Here is an 18565-nt window from a genome sequence, read left to right as displayed (position 1 = left end):
CACCTCCCCACCGGATGACGCCGTCCCGCCCGGCGCCGCCGCCCCCTCGGTCGTCACCCCCTGGCCCACGCCGAGGCGATCCGCGCCGCCAGTCCGACATTGCCGCGCACGGCCGCCAGATTGGCCTCCAGCGAGGCACCGTCCGTGTGCCGGACCAGATAGTCGAGCAGGAACGGCGTCACCGCCTGACCGGCGATCCCTTCCGCCTCGCACGCGTGCAGCGCGTCGGCGAGCACGCGCGCGTGCAGCGCGGGATCGAGCTGCTCCGCCTCCGGCACGGGGTTGGCGACGATCAGCGCCGAGTCCGCCGCGTCCAGCGCGTCCTGTGCCCGCATGACATCCGCGACCTGCTCCGGGCTCTGGAGCGTCCAGTCGACCGGATGCCCGGAGTCGGACAGGTAGAAGCCCGGGAAGCGGTCCGTGCCGTAGCCGGCGACGGCCACGCCCAAGGTCTCCAGCCGCTGCAGGGTCGCCGGCACGTCCAGGATCGACTTCACGCCCGCGCACACCACCGTGATCCGGGTGCGGGCCAGCAGCCCCAGGTCGGCGGACTCGTCCTGGGTCGCCGTCCACTCCCGGTGCACCCCGCCGAGCCCGCCCGTCGCGAACACCCGGAGGCCGGCCAGCGCCGCCAGCTGCGCCGTCGCCGACACGGTGGTCGCCCCGCTCGCCCCCGCGGCCACGGCGAGCGGCAGGTCGCGGTGGCCCAGCTTGCGGATCCCGTCCTCGTTGGCGATCCGCTCCAACTGGTCCTTGTCCAGACCGACATGGGGCCGCCCGTCCAGCACGGCGATGGTCGCGGGCACCGCACCCGCGCGCCGTACCGTGTCCTCCAGCTCCAGTGCCACCTGGAGGTTGCGCGGGCGTGGCAGCCCGTGCGCGATGATCGTGGACTCCAGGGCGACCACCGCGCGACCCGCGCCGAGCGCCTCCCTGACCTCTTCCGACACCATCAGCACCACGCCTGCCTCCTGTCCGTCGGTCTTCCCTCATCTCTGGCGGGGGCCGTACCCGGATAAACGCTTGCGCCCTGTGGGGGACGCCACCAGCCTGGGCGGCATGACGAATCACCCGGTACGTCTGGACCACGTCGTCCTCTGGGTCGCCGACCCGGCCGCCGCGGCCGGCTTCTACGAGCGGATGCTCGGCCTGGAGCCGCTGCGGATCGCCGAGTTCACCGCGGGAGAGGTGTCGTTCCCCTCCGTACGCGTCAACGAGGAGACCATCATCGACCTCGCACCGCTCACCCTCGCCGAGCGCATGCCGGCGCTTCCCGGCGCCGCCGACAGCGCGGGCCACCCCGTGAACCACGTCTGTCTGTCCCTGCCGTCCGACGCCTTCGACGCCCTGCGCGCCCGCCTCGCCGAGCACGCCGTCCCCATGACCGACATCGGCCACGACTCCTTCGGCGCCCGCGGCAAGGCCCCGCGCAACTTCTACTTCAGGGACCCCGACGGCAATGTCGTGGAGGCTCGGCACTACGGCTGACCGCACAGGCGGGGCGCCGCGCGGCCGGGGTTCGGGGGAGTGCCCCTCAGAACAGCGGCTCGGGCAGCACGCCCTCCAGGGCGAGCAGCTTCCGCTTGGTCTCCAGACCGCCCCCGAACCCGCCGATCCCGCCGTCGCGCTCCACCACCCGGTGACAGGGCACGACGACCGGCAGCGGATTGGCGCCCATCGCCGCGCCCACCGCCTGGGCCCCGCCGGGCTGCCCGACCCGCCCCGCCAGGTCGCCGTACCCGACCACCGTGCCGTACGGGACGCCGGCGGCCAGTTCGCGCAGCACCTGCCGGTTGAAGCCGGAGATCAGCGACCAGTCCAGCGGCAGGTCGAAGTCCTGCCGCCGGCCCGCGAAGTACGCCCGCAGCTGGGATATCGCCTCGGCCAGCACCGGCTCCGCCGGATCCTCGACGGGCTCGGTGCCGAGCCGGGCCGCCAGCCGCTCCACCGCCCGCTCCCGTACCGCGTCGGTGGCGTGGAACACCACGTTGACCAGGCCGCTGCCGGTCGCCGCGAGCAGCAGCGGACCGATGTCGGTGGCCACGACGGCCCACACCACCCGCTGCCCGTACTGCCCTTCGCTGTCCATGTGCCCCACCGTACGGCCCGCCACTGACAATGCCCGCCACCGCGGTCCGGGTCAGCCCGCGCACAGCGCGGCCCGCACCACGTCCGGCTTGTTGGTGATGATCCCGTCCACGCCGTAGCCGACGGCCTTCCAGGTGGTGACGGCGTCGTTCACCGTCCAGGTGAAGACGCGCAGCGATCTGCCGTGCGGCCCCGCGACCGAGTGCACCTTCTGCACGTAGGCGGCGGAGATCGAGTCCACCGAGGGGTTGATCAGGTCCACGAAGCCCGCGTACCGCCGCAGGGACCCCGTGGACGGTGTGCCGAGGTACCCGGTCGTCAGGGCTGGCCGGAGGCCGTGCACGATGCGCAGGCTGTCCGCGCTGAAGCTCTGCACGACGAGCCGGTTCAGGTGCGGGCGGTCCAGCCAGCCCTCGGCACCGAGCAGATCGAGGGTCTGCCGTTCGATGCCGGGGTACAGCTCAGGGTTCTTGATCTCCAGGAGCAGCTTCTCGTGGTTGTGCTCGACCCGGCGCATGTACTGCGCCAGCGTCGGTACACGCGTGCCCCGGTACGACGGCGAGAACCAGCCGCCGGCGTCCAGCCGCGCGATCTCGGCCGCGGTGAAGTCCTTCACCTTCCAGGGCGCGCGGCCGGGAAAGACCTGTTCGACGTCGGTGGTCCGCGCAAGGCTGTCGTCATGGATGACGACGAGCCGGCCGTCCTTGGTGCGCTGGACGTCGTTCTCGACCCAGGTGAAGCCCAGCGAGACCGCCTTGTCGATGGCGGCCAGCGTGTTCTCGGGGGCATAGGCGGAGGCACCCCGGTGCGCGAGCACCGTGGGCTCGGCGGTGTCACCGGCCCGGGCGGCGGGGACGGGGCTCAGCAGGGCGGCCGTTCCCAGCAGCGTGGTGGCCGTGGCGGCGACTGCGCGCGCGTGCATGCGCACTCCTCACGTCGAGAGAATACGGACAGCACAAGAGTGACAGCAGGGAGTGAACAGCGGCCGGGTGCGGGACGGTCACGGATCGAATGGCGTGACCCAAGGCCGCTCACCGTTGCCGCACAACTGAGGCAAGGGCGTGTTTCTTTGCCGGAAAATCGTTCGACCATTCCGGTGCGGGTCATACTCTCTGCGTCAACCCTGACCGCTCGGGCGGTCCTGGGACGGGGGCGCATTGCACATATTCCGGGACGCAAAGGGTGAAGGGCAGCCGCGCATGCAGGGCACGGTCGACGGATTCAGCTACGGGGTCGTCACCCCGCTGGTGGCCTATCTGATGGCCTGCCTCGGTGGCGCCCTCGGGCTGCGCTGCACGACCCGGGCGATGCTGGTGGCCCACTCCTGGCGACCCGCCTGGCTCGCCCTGGGGTCTGCGGCGATCGGCTCCGGCATATGGACCATGCACTTCGTCGCCATGATGGGGTTCAGCGTCAAGGAGACGCCGATCCACTACGACAAACCCCTCACCTACACGAGCCTCGGCCTCGCCATCGTCATGGTCGGCGTCGGGATCTTCATAGTCGGCTACCGGGGCGCCACCGGAACCGCGCTCTTCACGGGCGGCACGATCACCGGCCTCGGCATCGCCTCGATGCACTACCTGGGCATGGCCGGGCTGCGCCTCAACGGGACCCTGGAGTACAACACGCTCACGGTGGCCGCCTCGGTCGTGATAGGGGTCGTCGCCGCCACCTCGGCCCTGTGGGCGGCAGGACAGGTCCGCGGCTTCCTGTGGAGCGTCGGCGCGAGCCTCGTCATGGGGCTCGCCGTGAGCGGCATGCACTACACCGGCATGGCCGCCCTCACCGTCCACCTGCACAGCGCCGGCGTCACCTCGCCGGGCGACTCGCCCGCCTCCCTGCTCGCCCCCATGCTGATCGGCCCGCTGGCCTTCCTCTGCCTGGCCGCCGTCGTCGTGATCTTCGACCCGCTGATGGTCACGGGCAAGCCCGACCGGCTCCGCGTGGAGCACAAGCCGGGTGTCCCGGCCGACGAGGTCACCCACCATCCGGGCCGCCGCCCGCAGGTCCGCGTCGGCCGCCAGCAGAGCCACCACAGCGCGCGCACGCCGCAGAACCGCTGATCAGAACCCGTTGTCAGTGCGGGGTCGTACGGTGGATGCCATGCGGCCCGTTTCCCACATCGAACGCACGGTGGCGCCCTTCGAGGTCGTCAGCCCGTACCAGCCCAGCGGCGACCAGCCGGCGGCCATCGCCGACCTGGCCAGGCGCATCGAGGCCGGCGAGAAGGACGTCGTCCTCCTCGGCGCGACCGGCACCGGCAAGTCCGCCACCACCGCGTGGATGATCGAGAAGCTCCAGCGCCCCACCCTGGTGATGGCGCCGAACAAGACGCTGGCCGCCCAGCTGGCCAACGAGTTCCGCGAGCTTCTTCCGAACAACGCGGTCGAATACTTCGTCTCGTACTACGACTATTACCAGCCCGAGGCCTACGTCCCGCAGTCGGACACCTACATCGAGAAGGACTCCTCGATCAACGAGGAGGTCGAGCGGCTGCGCCACTCCGCCACCAACTCGCTGCTCACCCGCCGCGACGTGATCGTGGTCGCCTCGGTCTCCTGCATCTACGGCCTCGGTACCCCGCAGGAGTACGTCGACCGCATGGTCCCGCTGCGGGTCGGCGACGAGATCGACCGCGACGACCTGCTGCGCCGCTTCGTGGACATCCAGTACACGCGCAACGACCTGGCGTTCACCCGCGGCACCTTCCGAGTCCGCGGCGACACCATCGAGATCTTCCCGGTCTACGAGGAGCTCGCCGTCCGCATCGAGATGTTCGGCGACGAGATCGAGGCGCTGTCCACCCTGCACCCGCTCACCGGCGAGATCATCAGCGACGACCGGCAGCTGTACGTCTTCCCCGCCTCCCACTACGTCGCGGGCCCCGAGCGTCTGGAGCGGGCTGCCAACGACATCGAGAAGGAGCTGGGGGAGCGCCTGGCGGAGCTGGAGAAGCAGGGCAAGCTCCTGGAGGCCCAGCGGCTGCGCATGCGCACCACGTACGACCTGGAGATGCTCCGCCAGATCGGCTCCTGCTCCGGCGTGGAGAACTACTCGATGCACTTCGACGGCCGCCTGCCCGGCTCCCCGCCGAACACCCTGCTCGACTACTTCCCGGACGACTTCCTCCTCGTCATCGACGAGTCGCATGTCACCGTCCCGCAGATCGGCGCCATGTACGAGGGCGACGCCTCCCGCAAGCGCACCCTCGTGGACCACGGCTTCCGGCTGCCCTCCGCCCTGGACAACCGCCCCCTGAAGTGGGAGGAGTTCCAGGAGCGGATCGGACAGGCCGTGTACCTGTCGGCGACCCCCGGAGCCTACGAGCTCTCCCGCGGGGACGGCGTCGTCGAGCAGATCATCCGCCCCACCGGCCTGGTCGACCCCGAGGTCGTCGTCAAGCCCACCGAGGGCCAGATCGACGACCTGGTGCACGAGATCCGCAAGCGCACCGAGAAGGACGAGCGGGTCCTGGTCACCACCCTCACCAAGAAGATGGCCGAGGACCTCACCGACTACTTCCTGGAGCTCGGCATCCAGGTGCGCTACCTGCACAGCGACGTCGACACCCTGCGCCGTGTCGAACTGCTGCGCGAGCTGCGCTCCGGCGAGTACGACGTCCTGGTCGGCATCAACCTCCTGAGGGAAGGCCTCGACCTGCCCGAGGTGTCCCTGGTGGCGATCCTCGACGCCGACAAGGAGGGCTTCCTGCGCTCGGGCACCTCGCTGATCCAGACCATCGGCCGCGCGGCGCGCAATGTCTCCGGCGAGGTCCACATGTACGCCGACAAGATCACCCCGGCGATGGAGAAGGCCATCGACGAGACCAACCGGCGCCGGGAGAAGCAGGTCGCCTACAACAAGGCCAACGGCATCGACCCGCAGCCGCTCCGGAAGAAGATCAACGACATCGTCGCGCAGATCGCCCGCGAAGAGGTCGACACCGAACAGCTGCTCGGCTCGGGCTACCGCAAGCTGAAGGACGGCAAGGCGGCCAAGGCTCCCGTTCCGTCCCTGGGCGACAAGGCGGCCAAGGGTGCGAAGGCCGGCAAGGCCGCCAAGGGCAAGGCCGGGGAGACGGTGCCCACCGACCGCCCGGCCGCCGAACTCGCCGAGCAGATCGAGGAGATGACGGAGCGCATGCGTGCCGCCGCCGCTGATCTGCAGTTCGAGATCGCGGCCCGGCTGCGTGACGAGGTCTCCGAGATGAAGAAGGAACTGCGTCAGATGAGGGAGGCGGGCCTGGCCTGAGCCCTGGGCCGCGGCCGGACCCCGGCAACGGCGCGAAGTGTTGCAAGACCGACACAAAGCGCGGGCCGGGGTTCGGCACTGTCAGTGGCGCTGCATAGGGTTTCGGGCAACCGCGCACTTCGCGGCCACCGGCGACATCGACGAGGGGACGCAGCCGTGACCGTCAACATGACCAAGGGTCAGGCCATCAGCCTGGAGAAGAAGGACGGCGGCTCCCTGAGCTCGGTCCGCATGGGTCTTGGTTGGAAGGCGGCGCCGCGGCGCGGGCTGTTCGGCTCGCGCACCCGTGAGATCGACCTGGACGCCTCGGCGGTGCTGTTCGCCGACAAGCAGCCCGTCGACGTCGTGTTCTTCCGTCACCTGGTCAGCGACGACGGCTCGGTCCGTCACACGGGCGACAACCTCGTCGGCGGCGCGGGCCAGGGCGGCGACGACGAGGCCATCCTCGTCGACCTCGCGCGCGTGCCGGTCCACGTCGACCAGATCATCTTCACCGTCAACTCCTTCACCGGCCAGACCTTCCAGGAAGTGCAGAACGCCTTCTGCCGGCTGGTCGACGAGAGCACCGGTCAGGAACTCGCCCGCTACACGCTCGACGGCGGCGGCGAGTACACCGCCCAGATCATGGCGAAGGTGCACCGGTCGGGATCCGGCTGGACGATGACGGCCCTGGGCGTCCCCGCCAAGGGCCGCACCTTCCAGGACCTGGTGCCGGCGATCCTGCCGATCCTCTAGGCGGCCCGCCGCCACGGTGCCGCAGACTCCGGACGACAGCGCCGGACGACCCGATGCGGCACTTCCGGCGGAGCGTTCAGCGACGGCACACGAGGACACGACACACAGGGGGGCGCGGGCAATGGCGGCCGAGCTGGTGCGCGGGCAGAACCATCCGCTCTCACGGATCCGGATCGAGATCCGGATCTCGGCCGACGCACCGGTCGTGGCCGGGGCCACCCTCGCCGACGAGAGCGGCCGGGTCCCGGGCGCCGACGCGGTGGCCCATCCCGGCGCGCCCACGCTGCCCGGGATCGAGGTCTCCCGGCAGGCGGCCACCGAACACCGGCTCGCCGTCGACCTCGACGCCATGCCCGAGACCGTCCACCGGGTCAGCGTCCTGATCGCACTGCCCGCCGCGCCCGGCGGCCCGCTCCGCTTCGGCGCCCTCGCCGCACCGCGCGCCGCGGTCACCGGACTCGACGGCACCGAGGTCGCCGGCTACACCCTCACCGGCCTGGACGCCGAGTCGGCGGTCGTCGCGCTGGAGCTCTACCGACGCCAGGCCGCCTGGAAGATCCGCGCGGTGGGCCAGGGCTACGCGGAGGGCCTGACGGGGCTCCTCACCGATCAGGGCCTGCCCCAGGCCGCCGAACTCGCCCGCGGGATCGAGGAAGCGGTGGCGCGCGGCCTGGCCCGCTCGGTCCCGGCCCGCACCAGGGACACCGACCGCTCCCGGCGTACGGCCGCCCCCGTCACCGGCTCCGACCTGCCGGGCACCACCCCGGCGACCGGGTCTCCGTACGACGTCCAGGCGCCCGGCGACGGCGACAGCGCCGTCCGGCCCGCCCCCTCCGACGGACCCGGCGGGACGGAGCCCACGCCCGGCGGCGGTGCCGGGCCCTCGGCTTCCGGCGGGCCAGGCGTCCCGGCGGACGCGACCTCCACCGGCGGCCCCGTCGACTACACGCATCCGAAGCGCCGCCAGGCATCCCGGCCTCCGGCCCCCGAGGCCGCGGCGGCCCCGGCGGACGGACCCGTGCCGCCCGTGGCGGGTGACGCCGTCGGCTGGACCATGGACGAGCGGCTCTACAACCAGGTCTGGGGGATGTTCGAGGATCTGGCCCGCTCCGCCGCCGCCTGTCGCAGCGCTGTCGACTTCGCCGAGTCGCGCCTGGAGAAGGAGCTCGACCAGGTCCTCTCCGATCCGCGCAGCCGCCTGGGCTCGGTGGGCGAGGCCGCACGCGAGGCGGCCCAGGCCCGGCAGGCCCAGCTCGTCGACCAGGCACGAGCGGCGCTCGACCGGGACCTCGCCCAGCTCACCGCCGAGTCCGAGGTCGTCGAGCCCGCGCTGCCACCCGCGTACGCCCGCTGGGACAACCCGGTCTGGCATGGCTACCGGGTGCCCACGGAGACGCCGATGGCCGTCCGGCTGGGCGACCTCCACCTCCCGGAGAGCGCCCCGCTGCGCATCCCGATGCTGGTCCGGCTGCCCCTGGAGCGGGGCCTGTGGATCGACAGCGGCGTACCCGACGCCTCCTCGTTCGCGTTCGAGGAGACGGGTGAGCTGCGGCACCTCGCCCTGCAGACGGCGGTGGCGCTCGCCGCCCGGTTGCTCGCCGTCCATCCCGCGGGGGAGTTCGGCGTGCAGGTCGTCGATCCGGCGGGGGCGGGCGCGTCCGCGTTCGCACCGCTGACGGGGGCCGGCGCGCTGGACGCGCCGCCCGCGACCGGTGCCGCCGGTGTGGCGGGTGTGCTGGGGCGGCTCACGGAGCGCGTCGACCTGGTGCAGATGGCAGTACGCGGCGGTGCGTCCGACGCGCTTCCACCCGGCCTGGACACCTCGCGACAGCTGCTGATCGTGAACGACTTCCCGCACGGCTTCGACGACCGGGCCGTCACCCAGCTGCGCTACCTCGCGGACGAGGGTCCGGACGTCGGCGTTCATCTCCTGCTGGTCGCCGATCGCGAGGACGCCGCCGCCTACGGCCCGTTGCTCGATCCGCTCTGGCGTTCACTGATGCGACTCACACCGGTACCGGACGACCACCTGGCCGATCCGTGGGTGGGGCATGCCTGGACGTACGAGCCCTGCCTCGTGCCGCCCGGCAGCCTGGTGCTCCAGCAGGTGCTCACCCAGGTCGCGACGGCTCGCGCCAAGCGTATGTAAAGTCGCCCTGACCAGCAAACTTGGTCTTTCTTTTGCCAAGCACTTTACCTTTCCTTGGTGATTGGGGTACTGTTTTCCGTACGGAGGGGAGTACTCCCTGTCTGCTGCGGCGTACCCGTCAATACGGATCCGGTCGGATCCCGGGGCGTCGGCCCGTCCCGGGTGGAAGAGACCTCCGGTAGCGCAACGCCGAATCTTTGCCGTTCACTAACCGGAGGCAACAGTGGATGTATCCGCGACCCTGTGGGTCCTCACCGTCCTGGGGCTGGCCGCCCTGATCGGGGTCGACTTCTTCATCGGCCGCAAACCGCACGACGTGTCCGTCAAGGAAGCCGGAATCTGGACCGTCGTCTGGATCGCCCTGGCCGGACTCTTCGGCCTCGGCCTGCTCGTCTTCGGCGGCGGCCAGCCCGCCGGCGAGTTCTTCGCGGGCTTCATCACCGAGAAGTCGCTCAGCGTCGACAACCTCTTCGTCTTCGTCCTGATCATGGCGAAGTTCGCGGTGCCCTCGCAGTACCAGCAGCGGGTGCTGCTCGTCGGTGTCCTCATAGCCCTGGTGCTGCGGGCCGTCTTCATTGCCGCGGGCGCAGCGATCCTCGCCAGCTTCTCGTGGGTCTTCTACCTCTTCGGCGCCTTCCTGATCTGGACGGCCTGGAAGCTGATCCAGGAGGCCCGGGCCGACCAGGAGGAAGAGGAGTTCGAGGAGAACAAGCTGCTCAAGGCCGCCGAGCGCAGGTTCGGCGTGGCCGACCGCTACCACGGCACCAAGCTGTGGATCCAGCAGAACGGCAAGCGGGTCATGACCCCGATGCTGGTCGTGATGCTCGCGATCGGCACGACCGACGTCCTGTTCGCGCTGGACTCCATCCCCGCGATCTTCGGCCTGACGCAGGACCCGTACATCGTCTTCACGGCCAACGCCTTCGCGCTGATGGGTCTGCGGCAGCTGTACTTCCTCATCGGCGGACTGCTGAGGAAGCTGGTCCACCTCTCCTACGGTCTGTCGATCATCCTCGGCTTCATCGGCGTCAAGCTGGTGCTGCACGCACTGCACGAGTCCGGCGTCCATGTCCCGGAGATCAGCATCCCGGTCTCCCTCGGCGTGATCTGCGCGGTCCTGATCGTCACCACGATCACCAGCCTGCGGGCCTCGAGCAAGCAGGCGGCGGCCGAGACGGCGCAGACTTCGGGCGAAGGCGCTCCGAAGGACAGCATCGACGTCTGACCACGTCGGACGTAGGAACAACCACCCCGCGCAGCGGTGCGAAGCGCATTGCCGACCCACCGCTCCGGATGCTTCGTTGGGTGGCGGAACGTCCCCGGTCCGGGGACGCCGCCGCCCGGTGGAGGCAACCGTGACATTCGTCCAGATCATCGACTTCGAGACCGACCGCATCGACGAGCTGAAGGCCCTCGCCGACGAGATGGGCAGCCGGCTCGCCGGCCGCGAGAACAGCCCCACGCGTCGCCTGATCCTCAGGGACCGCAGCCGGCCCGACCACTACCTCGGCGTGATCGAGTTCAACTCCTACGAGGAGGCCATGCAGAACAGCAGCGACCCCGAGACGAGCAAGTTCGCCGAACAGATGGCCGCCCTGTGCACCCGGCCGCCGTCCTTCACCGACTGTGACGTCGTGGACCAGACCGACTTCACGTAATCGCCCGACCAGTCGCACCCGTACACCCCGGGGGTCGTGCCGCTCCTGCGGCAGGCCCCCGGAGCCCGAAAGGACCGGAATGCGAAGCCCGTACGCCTCTGCCACCATCGCTGCATGATCACTCGGTTCAGGTCGCTCACCATCCAGTGGACGTTCCTCGTGCCGGTGCTCGCGGTCGTCCTGCTCGTCTTCACCTGGGGCCGCAGTCTGCCCGGCGCCGTCGTCGCGCTGGTGACCCTGGTCCTCGCCGGATCGGTCCTCGCCGCGGTCCATCACGCCGAAGTCGTGGCACACCGGGTCGGCGAACCCTTCGGCTCCCTGGTCCTCGCCATCGCCGTCACGATCATCGAGGTCGCCCTGATCGTCACCCTCATGGTCGACGGCGGCGACAAGAGCTCCACCCTGGCCCGGGACACCGTCTTCGCGGCCGTGATGATCACCTGCAACGGCATCGTCGGCCTCTGCCTCCTCGTCGCCTCACTGCGCCACGGCACCGCGGTCTTCAACCCCGAGGGCACCGGCGCCGCGCTGGCGACCGTGGCCACCCTGGCCACGCTCAGCCTCGTCCTGCCGACCTTCACCACCAGCAGACCGGGCCCGGAGTTCTCCGGTGTCCAGCTGACCTTCGCGGCCCTGTCGTCACTGATCCTGTACGGCCTGTTCGTGGCCACCCAGACCGTGCGGCACCGCGACTACTTCCTGCCGATCACCCGGCAGGGCGAGGTGATCACCGCCGACGACCACGCGGCGGTCCCGTCCGCGCGCGCCGCCCGGACCAGCCTCGGCCTGCTCGGCCTCGCGCTCGTCGGGGTCGTCGGACTGGCCAAGGGCGTGTCGCCGACGATCGAGTCGGGAGTGGCGGCGGCCGGCCTGAACCAGGCCGTGGTCGGCGTGGTCATCGCCCTGCTGGTCCTGCTTCCCGAGACCATCGCCGCCCTGCGCTCGGCCCGCCGCGACCGCGTGCAGACCAGCCTCAACCTGGCGCTCGGTTCGGCCATGGCCAGCATCGGCCTGACCATCCCCGCCGTGGCCCTCGCCTCCGTATGGCTCTCCGGCCCCCTGGTCCTCGGCCTCGGCGCCACCCACATGCTGCTGCTCGCGCTGACCGTGGTGGTCAGCTCCCTGACGGTGGTGCCGGGCCGGGCCACACCGCTGCAGGGCGGCGTCCACCTGGTGCTGTTCGCCGCCTACCTGGAACTGGCGATCAACCCGTAGCGGGTCCGGCGGTCCTCATCCGGCGACCGGCTCGGCCTCCGCCACGGGCGCCGCCACCGGACGCGTCTCCGGCAGCAGCGCGAAGCACCCCAGGCTCAGCAGCGCGATCGCCGTCAGATACGCCCCCACGGCCCAGGGCACGCGCCCGCTGTGTTCCGCCAGCGCCGTCGCCACGATCGGCGTCAGCGCGCCCCCGAGGACCCCGCCGAGGTTGTAGCCGACGGCGGCGCCGGTGCAGCGCAGACGGGGCTCGTACAGCTCCGGCAGATAGGCGGCGACCACGGCGAACATGGTGATGAACGCGATCAGGGCACCGGTGAACCCGAGGAACATCAGCAGCGGTTGTCCGGTCGAGAGCAGCGCGACCATCGGGAACATCCACAGCGCCGAGGCCGTGCACCCCGCCAGGCACAGCGTCCGCCGCCCGTAGCGGTCACCCAGCAGGGCCATCACCGGGGTGAGCGCCCCCTTCACCACGACGGCGGCCATGACGCACGTCAGCATGACGGTGCGGCTCACCCCGACCCGCTCCGTCCCGTACGCCAGCGACCAGGTCGTCACCGCGTAGAACACCGCGTACCCGACCGCGAGCGCCCCCGCCGTCAGCAGCACCAGCCGCCAGTGCTGCCGTACGACCTCCGCGAACGGCATGCGCGCCGGCTCCTCGATCTCCAGGAACTGCGGACTCTCGGGGAGCGACGAACGCAGCCACAGCCCGCCCAGCGCCAGCACCCCGGCCGCCCAGAACGGCACCCGCCAACCCCACTGCGCGAACCGGGCGTCCGTGAGAGAGGCCGACAGGGCCAGGATCACGCCGTTGGCGAGGAGGAAGCCGATGGCCGGACCGATCTGCGGAAAGCTCGACCACAGGGCGCGCCGTCCGGCGGGCGCGTGCTCCGCGGTCAGCAGCACCGCCCCGCCCCACTCCCCGCCGAGCCCCAGCCCCTGCAGAAAGCGCAGCACCAGCAGCAGTACGGGAGCGGCCATGCCGATCCTGTCGTACGACGGCACGAACCCGACCGAGACCGTCGACGCACCCGTCAACAGCAGCGACGCGACCAGCACCGGACGTCGGCCGCGCCGGTCCCCGAGGTGCCCGAACAGCACCGAGCCCAGCGGCCGGGCCACGAACCCCACGCCGAACGTCCCGAACGCCGCGAGCGTCCCCGCGAGCGGTGAGAACGTCGGGAAGAACAGCGGCCCCAGGACGAGCGCCGCGGCCGTCCCGTAGACGAAGAAGTCGTAGAACTCGATCGCGGTCCCGGTGAGCGAGGCGGCTGCCAGCCGCAGCATCGAGGGGGTCCTTACGGTGCGTGCATCATGCATGCTCCGTCAACTACCCAGGGTGATCGCGGGTTACGGGGGCGCGCGGTGGTGAGATACCCCGCGCAGGAGCCGCCGCGCACCGTGATAGACCGGACCGAGCAGCGGTCGTTCCCGGGCCGTTCGTCTCTCCCGCGGATTCCCGCGGATCTCCCACGGACCGGAGGAAGCGTGCCCCGCACCCTGGCCAACGCCCCGATCATGATCCTCAACGGGCCCAACCTGAACCTGCTCGGCCAGCGCCAGCCCGAGATCTACGGCTCCGACACGCTCGCCGACATCGAGGCCCTGTGCGCCAAGGCGGCGGCAGCGCACGGCGGGACCGTGGACTTCCGGCAGTCCAACCACGAGGGCGAACTGGTCGACTGGATCCACGAGGCCCGCCTCGGCCACTGCGGGATCGTCATCAACCCGGGCGCCTACTCGCACACCTCGGTCGCCATCCTGGACGCCCTCAACACCTGCGACGGCATGCCGGTGCTGGAGGTCCACATCTCCAACATCCACAAGCGCGAGTCGTTCCGGCACCACTCCTACGTCTCCCTGCGCGCCGACGGGGTGATCGCCGGATGCGGCGTGCAGGGCTATGTGTTCGGCGTGGAGCGGGTGGCGGCGCTGGTCGGCGCCGCGACCGCGGACGCGTAGCGCCTCAGAGCCGACCGGCCTCCACGATCCGCCGCAGGAAGCGCCGAGTGCGCTCCTGCTGCGGATCACCGAACACCTGCTCGGCGGTGCCGCGTTCGAGTACGACACCGCCGTCCAGGAAGCAGACCTGGTCGGCGACGTCCCGGGCGAAGCCCATCTCGTGCGTCGCCAGCACCATCGTCATGCCCTCGCCCTTCAGGTCACGGACCACCGTGAGCACCTCGCCCACCAGCTCCGGATCGAGGGCTGCCGTGATCTCGTCGAGCAGCAGCAGCCGGGGCCGCACGGCCAGGGCGCGCACGATCGCCACCCGCTGTTGCTGGCCGCCGCTCAGCCGGTCGGGGTAGGCGCCCGCCTTGCCGCCCAGTCCGAGGCGCTCAAGGAGACCCCGGGCCCGCTCCTCGGCCTCCGCGCGGGAGACGCCGTGCACCCGCCGCGGCGCCAGGGTGACGTTGTCCAGCACGGTCATGTGCGGGAAGAGGTTGTACGCCTGGAAGACCACGCCGATCCGGCGGCGCACCGCGTCCTGGTCGGCGCGCGGGTCGGTGATCTCCTCGTCGTCCAGCCAGATCGCGCCGTCGTCGATCTCCTCCAGGAGGTTGGCGCAGCGCAGCAGCGTCGACTTGCCGGACCCGGAGGCGCCGATCAGCGCCGTCACCGTGTGCGGGGCGACCTCCAGGTCCACGTCGCGCAGCACGACCGCATCCCCGAACGTCTTGCGCACGGACTCCATGCGCAGAACAGGCGCGTCGCTCATATGGCTCCTCCCTGGGCCCGCTGCCGGTCCATCCGGGCCGTCACCCAGTCCGTGAAGCGGGTCATCGGGATGGTCAGCGCCACGAAGACCAGCCCGGCGACGATGTACGGCGTGTAGTTGAGGCTGCGCTGGGCGATGATGTCGGCCGCCCGCACGGCGTCGATGGCGCCGCCGATGGACACGAGCCCCGTGTCCTTCTGCAGCGACACCAGGTCGTTCAGCAGTGGCGGTACCTGGCGGCGCACGGCCTGGGGGAGCACCACGTGGCGCAGCGCCTGCCGGTTGGTCAGCCCCAGCGAGCGGGCCGCGGCGCGCTGCGAGGGGTGCACGGACTCGATGCCCGCGCGGAACACCTCGGCGACGTACGCGGAGTACGTCAGCGTCAGCGCCGTACCGCCCAGCAGCACGGGATCGACGGTCACGCCCTGGAGGCGCAGCGCGGGAACCCCGAAGACCACGATCATCAGGTTGATGAGCAGCGGCAGACCGCGGAAGAAGTCCGTGTACGCCGCCGCCAGCGCCCGCAGCGGGAAGAAGACGGGCCCCGGCAGCGTACGGGCGATGGCGATCAGCATGCCCAGGACGAGCACCAGCACACCGCAGATCAGCAGCAGCCGGACGTTGAGCCACAGGCCTTCGAGGACCTTGGGGAACGCCTCGCGCGCGTACTGGCCGTCGAAGAAGGTCTCCTTGGTGCGCTCCCAGCCCGGCGCGCTGACCACGACCAGGTACAGGACGACGGCCGTGACCAGGGTCGACAGCGCGGCGATCGCGGTCGCGCGGCGGGCGCGGGCGCGCCGGTAGCGCTCCCGCTCCAGCCGCCGCTCGGAGGGGGTGTAACCGTCGGCGCCCGCAGGGGCACCGGCCGGCATGTCGCCCTTGTCGTCCGCACTCTCCTGGCCGGACTCGTCCTTGGCGACCGTCACTTGAGCACCGGAGCGTCGACGGCGTCGGACAGCCACTGCTTCTCCAGCCCGGCCAGGGTGCCGTCCTTGCGCAGGGCGTTTACGGCCGAGGTCACGCAGGACGTGAGGCCGCTGCCCTTGTCCAGGACGAGGCCGAACTGCTCGGGTGTGTCGCCCTGGTTCTCGAACTGGCCGACGATCTCGGCGTTCGTCACCTGGGCGGCGGTGATGTAGAAGGCGGTCGGCAGGTCGACGACGATCGCGTCCACCTGGCCGTTCTTGAGCGCCGACACGGCCTGGTCGTTCTTGGAGAACACGGCCGCCTCCTGCGACGGCTTCACCACGTCGCTGATGTAGTTGAGGCTGGTCGTGCCGACCTGGGCGCCCAGCTTGAGCCCCTTGAGACCTGCGATGCCCGTCGCCTTCGCGGCCTTGCTGCCCTTGAGCGCGACGACCGCCTGGCGCACGTCGTAGTAGCCGGACGAGAAGTCCACGGCCTTCTTGCGCTCGGCGCTGATGGACACCTGGTTGATGTCGAAGTCGAAGGTCTTCACACCGGGGGCGAACGCCTTGTTGAACGGAACGCTCTGCCAGACGACCGCGTTCTTGTCGTACCCCAGCTGCTTCGCCACGGCGTACGCGACCGCCGACTCGAAGCCCTCGCCGTTGGCCGGCTTGTCGTCCTTGAACCACGGCTCGTAGGCCGGTTCGTCCGTCGCGATGGTCAGCTTGCCGGCGGTCCGGGTCGCCAACTTGCCCTTGGCACAGGTGGTTCCGGCCGACGACGAGGACCCGCCGGACGCCTTGTCGTCCGGCTGCGGAGCGCAGCCGACGGCGGTGGCGAGCAGGGCTATGGTGGCGGCGGCGACAGCGCTGCGCAGTGCGTGCGGGGCAGGGTGCATGGCGGGAGAGTGACAGCGAACTCCACGTTTGTCCACGTCAAGCGGGTATTTGTCCGCATACTGGGAACGGGTGTTGCGGCCTTGTGAACGCCGCGCGTGGGGGAGTGGATACGCCGGGGCCGCCGGTCGAGGGCGGGGAATGCTGACCGGCGGCCCGTACCGCGCAGGAGCCGTCATCCTGTGCGGGGCTGCCACCAGTTGACTGCTCCAGGACGCGCGCGGGGAGCGTGCGCCGGGCGCCGACGCGTGCGAACTGTTCACACGGGGCGCGCGATGGGCCCGCGCGCCCCGCTCTCACCACCGGCGCTCCTCGCTCCAGCCTCGGGCGCCCCCTCGGCACTCACCAGCCGCGCGCGTGCCACTCCGGCAGGTGGGGGCGTTCCGTGCCGAGCGTGGTGTCGTTGCCGTGCCCCGGGTACACCCAGGTCTCGTCCGGCAGCACGTCGAAGATCTTCGTCTCGACGTCGTGGATCAGGCTCGCGAAGGCCTTCGGGTCCTTGCGCGTGTTGCCGACGCCGCCGGGGAAGAGGCAGTCCCCGGTGAAGACGTGCGGATGGCCGTGCGGGTCGTCGTAGACCAGGGCGATGGAGCCCGGGGTGTGGCCGACCAGGTGGCGGGCGGTCAGCTCGACGCGGCCGACCCGGATCACGTCGCCGTCGCCGACGAGGACGTCGGTGGTGACCGGGATGCCGGGCGCGTCCGCGCGGCCCGCGTACGTCCGCGCGCCGGTCGCGGCGACGACCTCGGCCAGCGCCTGCCAGTGGTCGCCGTGCTGGTGCGTGGTGACGACGGACGCGATGCCGTCGTCACCGATCGTGCCGAGGAGCGTCTCCGCGTCGTTGGCCGCGTCGATCAGCAGCTGCTCGTCGGTGGCGCGGCAGCGCAGCAGATAGGCGTTGTTGTCCATCGGCCCGACCGCGATCTTGGTGATCATCAGGTCCTTGAGCTCGTGCACGTCCGCCGGTCCGCCGACCGTCACCTCTCCGCTGTACGTCATGGCGGTCAGCCTATAGCGGGGAGCGGGCGGCGATGTGCCGCACGTTACAGCGGCGGCAGCGCGGGCAGGGAGCCGCCCTTCACGAGCAGGGCCGAGCCGTCGCGGCGGCCGGCCAGCCAGCCGAGCAGGTCGGCGGCGGATCCCTCGACGGCGACCGGCCCTCCCGGCGCACCGCCGCCCGTGGTCCAGACCCGGCCGCCGTCGCTGCGCAGCCCGGTCGACGGGACCTCCGGGTGCCCGCCGAAGCGCTCCGCGAGAAAGTCGATCTCCCGCTCGGCGAACTCCGTCGGCAGGTCCTCCAGCTCGTACCCGATCCCGAGGTCGACATGGTGCAGCTCGACCTCGGCCCAGCGGCGGAACGGCACCCGGGAGGCGATGTCGGTGACCCCGTTGCGCAGCTCCACCGCGCGCGTCCAGTCCGCGGGCTCGGCCGCCCGGGCCCGGAATCCGGCATGGCTCGCGCGCAGGTCGTCGAGGTGGACGTCCAGCGCGCGCGGGGCGTCCCGCTCGATGTCGGCGTCCCGCACCTCGGCGGAGACGTACATGGGACGCCCGTCCAGGACGTTGGCGAGCGCGTCCGCGTTGCGCGCCAGGTGGGCCAGAACGTGGCCGACCGTCCAGCCGGGCAGCCGTGACGGTCGCGCGCCGGCCGCGTTGTCCAGGGCGGCGGCAGCGGTGAGGAGCCGGTCGGTCGCTTCCTGTACAGACGCCAGGTCATGAGCGTGATCAATCATGGGGCTGACAGTAGCCCCGCCACACCTTCGGGTGAAGGTTTCGCACCAGCTCCGTAAATCGAATGCGCGTGCTATATCGTCGGTGGCGGCGTCGGGCATGCTGGATGGTCCGGGATTGTTCACGCATCCAGGAATCCGACCGGCGTTGTCAGTGGCTCCCCCTAGTCTGAAGAAGCACGGGGCCCTGCCCCTGCCACTTCTCT

18 protein-coding genes are annotated in these 18565 nt (G+C 70.9%); 9 read left to right on the top strand and 9 right to left on the bottom strand.

The window, feature by feature from the left end; genetic code table 11:
• Nucleotides 1-53 precede the first annotated feature (53 nt).
• On the bottom strand, nt 54-962 hold the full coding sequence (locus AB0D74_RS07230; protein ID WP_362581421.1) for a pseudouridine-5'-phosphate glycosidase: 909 nt from the start codon (nt 960-962) through the stop codon (nt 54-56).
• Between the two features lie 97 nt (nt 963-1059).
• Between AB0D74_RS07230 and AB0D74_RS07225 the strand changes: the two genes are divergently transcribed.
• Nucleotides 1060-1488: a VOC family protein gene (locus tag AB0D74_RS07225; RefSeq protein WP_362581419.1), complete on the top strand. Its 429-nt coding sequence runs from the start codon at nt 1060-1062 to the stop codon at nt 1486-1488.
• Nucleotides 1489-1534: 46 nt separating this feature from the next.
• Here AB0D74_RS07225 and AB0D74_RS07220 read toward each other — a convergent pair whose 3' ends face one another.
• Both AB0D74_RS07220 and AB0D74_RS07215 read right to left on the bottom strand, forming a co-directional pair.
• Nucleotides 1535-2089, bottom strand: a complete 555-nt coding sequence (locus AB0D74_RS07220) for a methylated-DNA--[protein]-cysteine S-methyltransferase (RefSeq protein ID WP_362581417.1) — start codon at nt 2087-2089, stop codon at nt 1535-1537.
• Nucleotides 2090-2140: 51 nt separating this feature from the next.
• On the bottom strand, nt 2141-3010 hold the full coding sequence (locus tag AB0D74_RS07215) for a glycerophosphodiester phosphodiesterase family protein (RefSeq protein ID WP_362581415.1): 870 nt from the start codon (nt 3008-3010) through the stop codon (nt 2141-2143).
• Between the two features lie 277 nt (nt 3011-3287).
• On the opposite strand from AB0D74_RS07215, the gene AB0D74_RS07210 reads away from it, so the two are divergent.
• The 7 genes from AB0D74_RS07210 to AB0D74_RS07180 all read left to right on the top strand — a co-directional run bounded on the left by AB0D74_RS07210 (nt 3288) and on the right by AB0D74_RS07180 (nt 12099).
• A complete protein-coding gene (locus AB0D74_RS07210) occupies nt 3288-4154 on the top strand; it encodes an MHYT domain-containing protein (RefSeq protein WP_362581413.1) in 867 nt (288 codons plus the stop codon).
• Between the two features lie 40 nt (nt 4155-4194).
• Complete coding sequence (uvrB, locus tag AB0D74_RS07205) at nt 4195-6342, top strand: excinuclease ABC subunit UvrB (protein ID WP_362581411.1); 2148 nt, start codon at nt 4195-4197, stop codon at nt 6340-6342.
• A 156-nt stretch (nt 6343-6498) separates the two neighbouring features.
• The gene (locus tag AB0D74_RS07200) at nt 6499-7077 is read left to right on the top strand and encodes a TerD family protein (protein ID WP_362581409.1); all 579 of its coding nucleotides are present in this window, start codon (nt 6499-6501) and stop codon (nt 7075-7077) included.
• Nucleotides 7078-7198: 121 nt separating this feature from the next.
• Nucleotides 7199-9226, top strand: coding sequence for a TerD family protein (locus AB0D74_RS07195; protein ID WP_362581407.1), 2028 nt, complete (start codon nt 7199-7201; stop codon nt 9224-9226).
• Nucleotides 9227-9449: 223 nt separating this feature from the next.
• A complete protein-coding gene (locus AB0D74_RS07190; RefSeq protein ID WP_362581405.1) occupies nt 9450-10451 on the top strand; it encodes a TerC family protein in 1002 nt (333 codons plus the stop codon).
• Between the two features lie 130 nt (nt 10452-10581).
• A complete protein-coding gene (locus AB0D74_RS07185) occupies nt 10582-10884 on the top strand; it encodes a hypothetical protein (RefSeq protein WP_362581403.1) in 303 nt (100 codons plus the stop codon).
• Nucleotides 10885-10998: 114 nt separating this feature from the next.
• Nucleotides 10999-12099: an ionic transporter y4hA gene (locus AB0D74_RS07180; RefSeq protein ID WP_362581401.1), complete on the top strand. Its 1101-nt coding sequence runs from the start codon at nt 10999-11001 to the stop codon at nt 12097-12099.
• A gap of 15 nt (nt 12100-12114) precedes the next feature.
• Here the strand turns inward: AB0D74_RS07180 and AB0D74_RS07175 are convergent, their stop codons facing one another.
• A complete protein-coding gene (locus AB0D74_RS07175; RefSeq protein WP_362581399.1) occupies nt 12115-13425 on the bottom strand; it encodes an MFS transporter in 1311 nt (436 codons plus the stop codon).
• Between the two features lie 168 nt (nt 13426-13593).
• On the opposite strand from AB0D74_RS07175, the gene aroQ reads away from it, so the two are divergent.
• The gene (gene aroQ, locus AB0D74_RS07170; protein WP_362581397.1) at nt 13594-14067 is read left to right on the top strand and encodes a type II 3-dehydroquinate dehydratase; all 474 of its coding nucleotides are present in this window, start codon (nt 13594-13596) and stop codon (nt 14065-14067) included.
• A 4-nt stretch (nt 14068-14071) separates the two neighbouring features.
• Here aroQ and AB0D74_RS07165 read toward each other — a convergent pair whose 3' ends face one another.
• From AB0D74_RS07165 to AB0D74_RS07145, 5 genes are all read right to left on the bottom strand, one after another.
• Complete coding sequence (locus tag AB0D74_RS07165; protein WP_362581395.1) at nt 14072-14824, bottom strand: amino acid ABC transporter ATP-binding protein; 753 nt, start codon at nt 14822-14824, stop codon at nt 14072-14074.
• Nucleotides 14821-15750, bottom strand: coding sequence for an amino acid ABC transporter permease (locus AB0D74_RS07160; RefSeq protein ID WP_362581393.1), 930 nt, complete (start codon nt 15748-15750; stop codon nt 14821-14823). The genes AB0D74_RS07165 and AB0D74_RS07160 overlap by 4 nt, the downstream gene beginning before the upstream one ends.
• Nucleotides 15747-16631 carry an ABC transporter substrate-binding protein gene (locus tag AB0D74_RS07155; RefSeq protein ID WP_362581390.1) on the bottom strand — a complete coding sequence of 295 codons (885 nt, stop codon included), beginning with the start codon at nt 16629-16631 and terminating at the stop codon, nt 15747-15749. The genes AB0D74_RS07160 and AB0D74_RS07155 overlap by 4 nt, the downstream gene beginning before the upstream one ends.
• A gap of 340 nt (nt 16632-16971) precedes the next feature.
• Complete coding sequence (locus AB0D74_RS07150; protein ID WP_362581388.1) at nt 16972-17628, bottom strand: MBL fold metallo-hydrolase; 657 nt, start codon at nt 17626-17628, stop codon at nt 16972-16974.
• Nucleotides 17629-17672: 44 nt separating this feature from the next.
• On the bottom strand, nt 17673-18362 hold the full coding sequence (locus tag AB0D74_RS07145) for a maleylpyruvate isomerase family mycothiol-dependent enzyme (protein ID WP_362581386.1): 690 nt from the start codon (nt 18360-18362) through the stop codon (nt 17673-17675).
• Nucleotides 18363-18565: the final 203 nt, after the last annotated feature.

Source organism: Streptomyces sp. NPDC048278, assembly GCF_040652195.1.
Taxonomy (GTDB): domain Bacteria; phylum Actinomycetota; class Actinomycetes; order Streptomycetales; family Streptomycetaceae; genus Streptomyces.
This window is presented reverse-complemented; position numbering and strand designations above follow the sequence as displayed.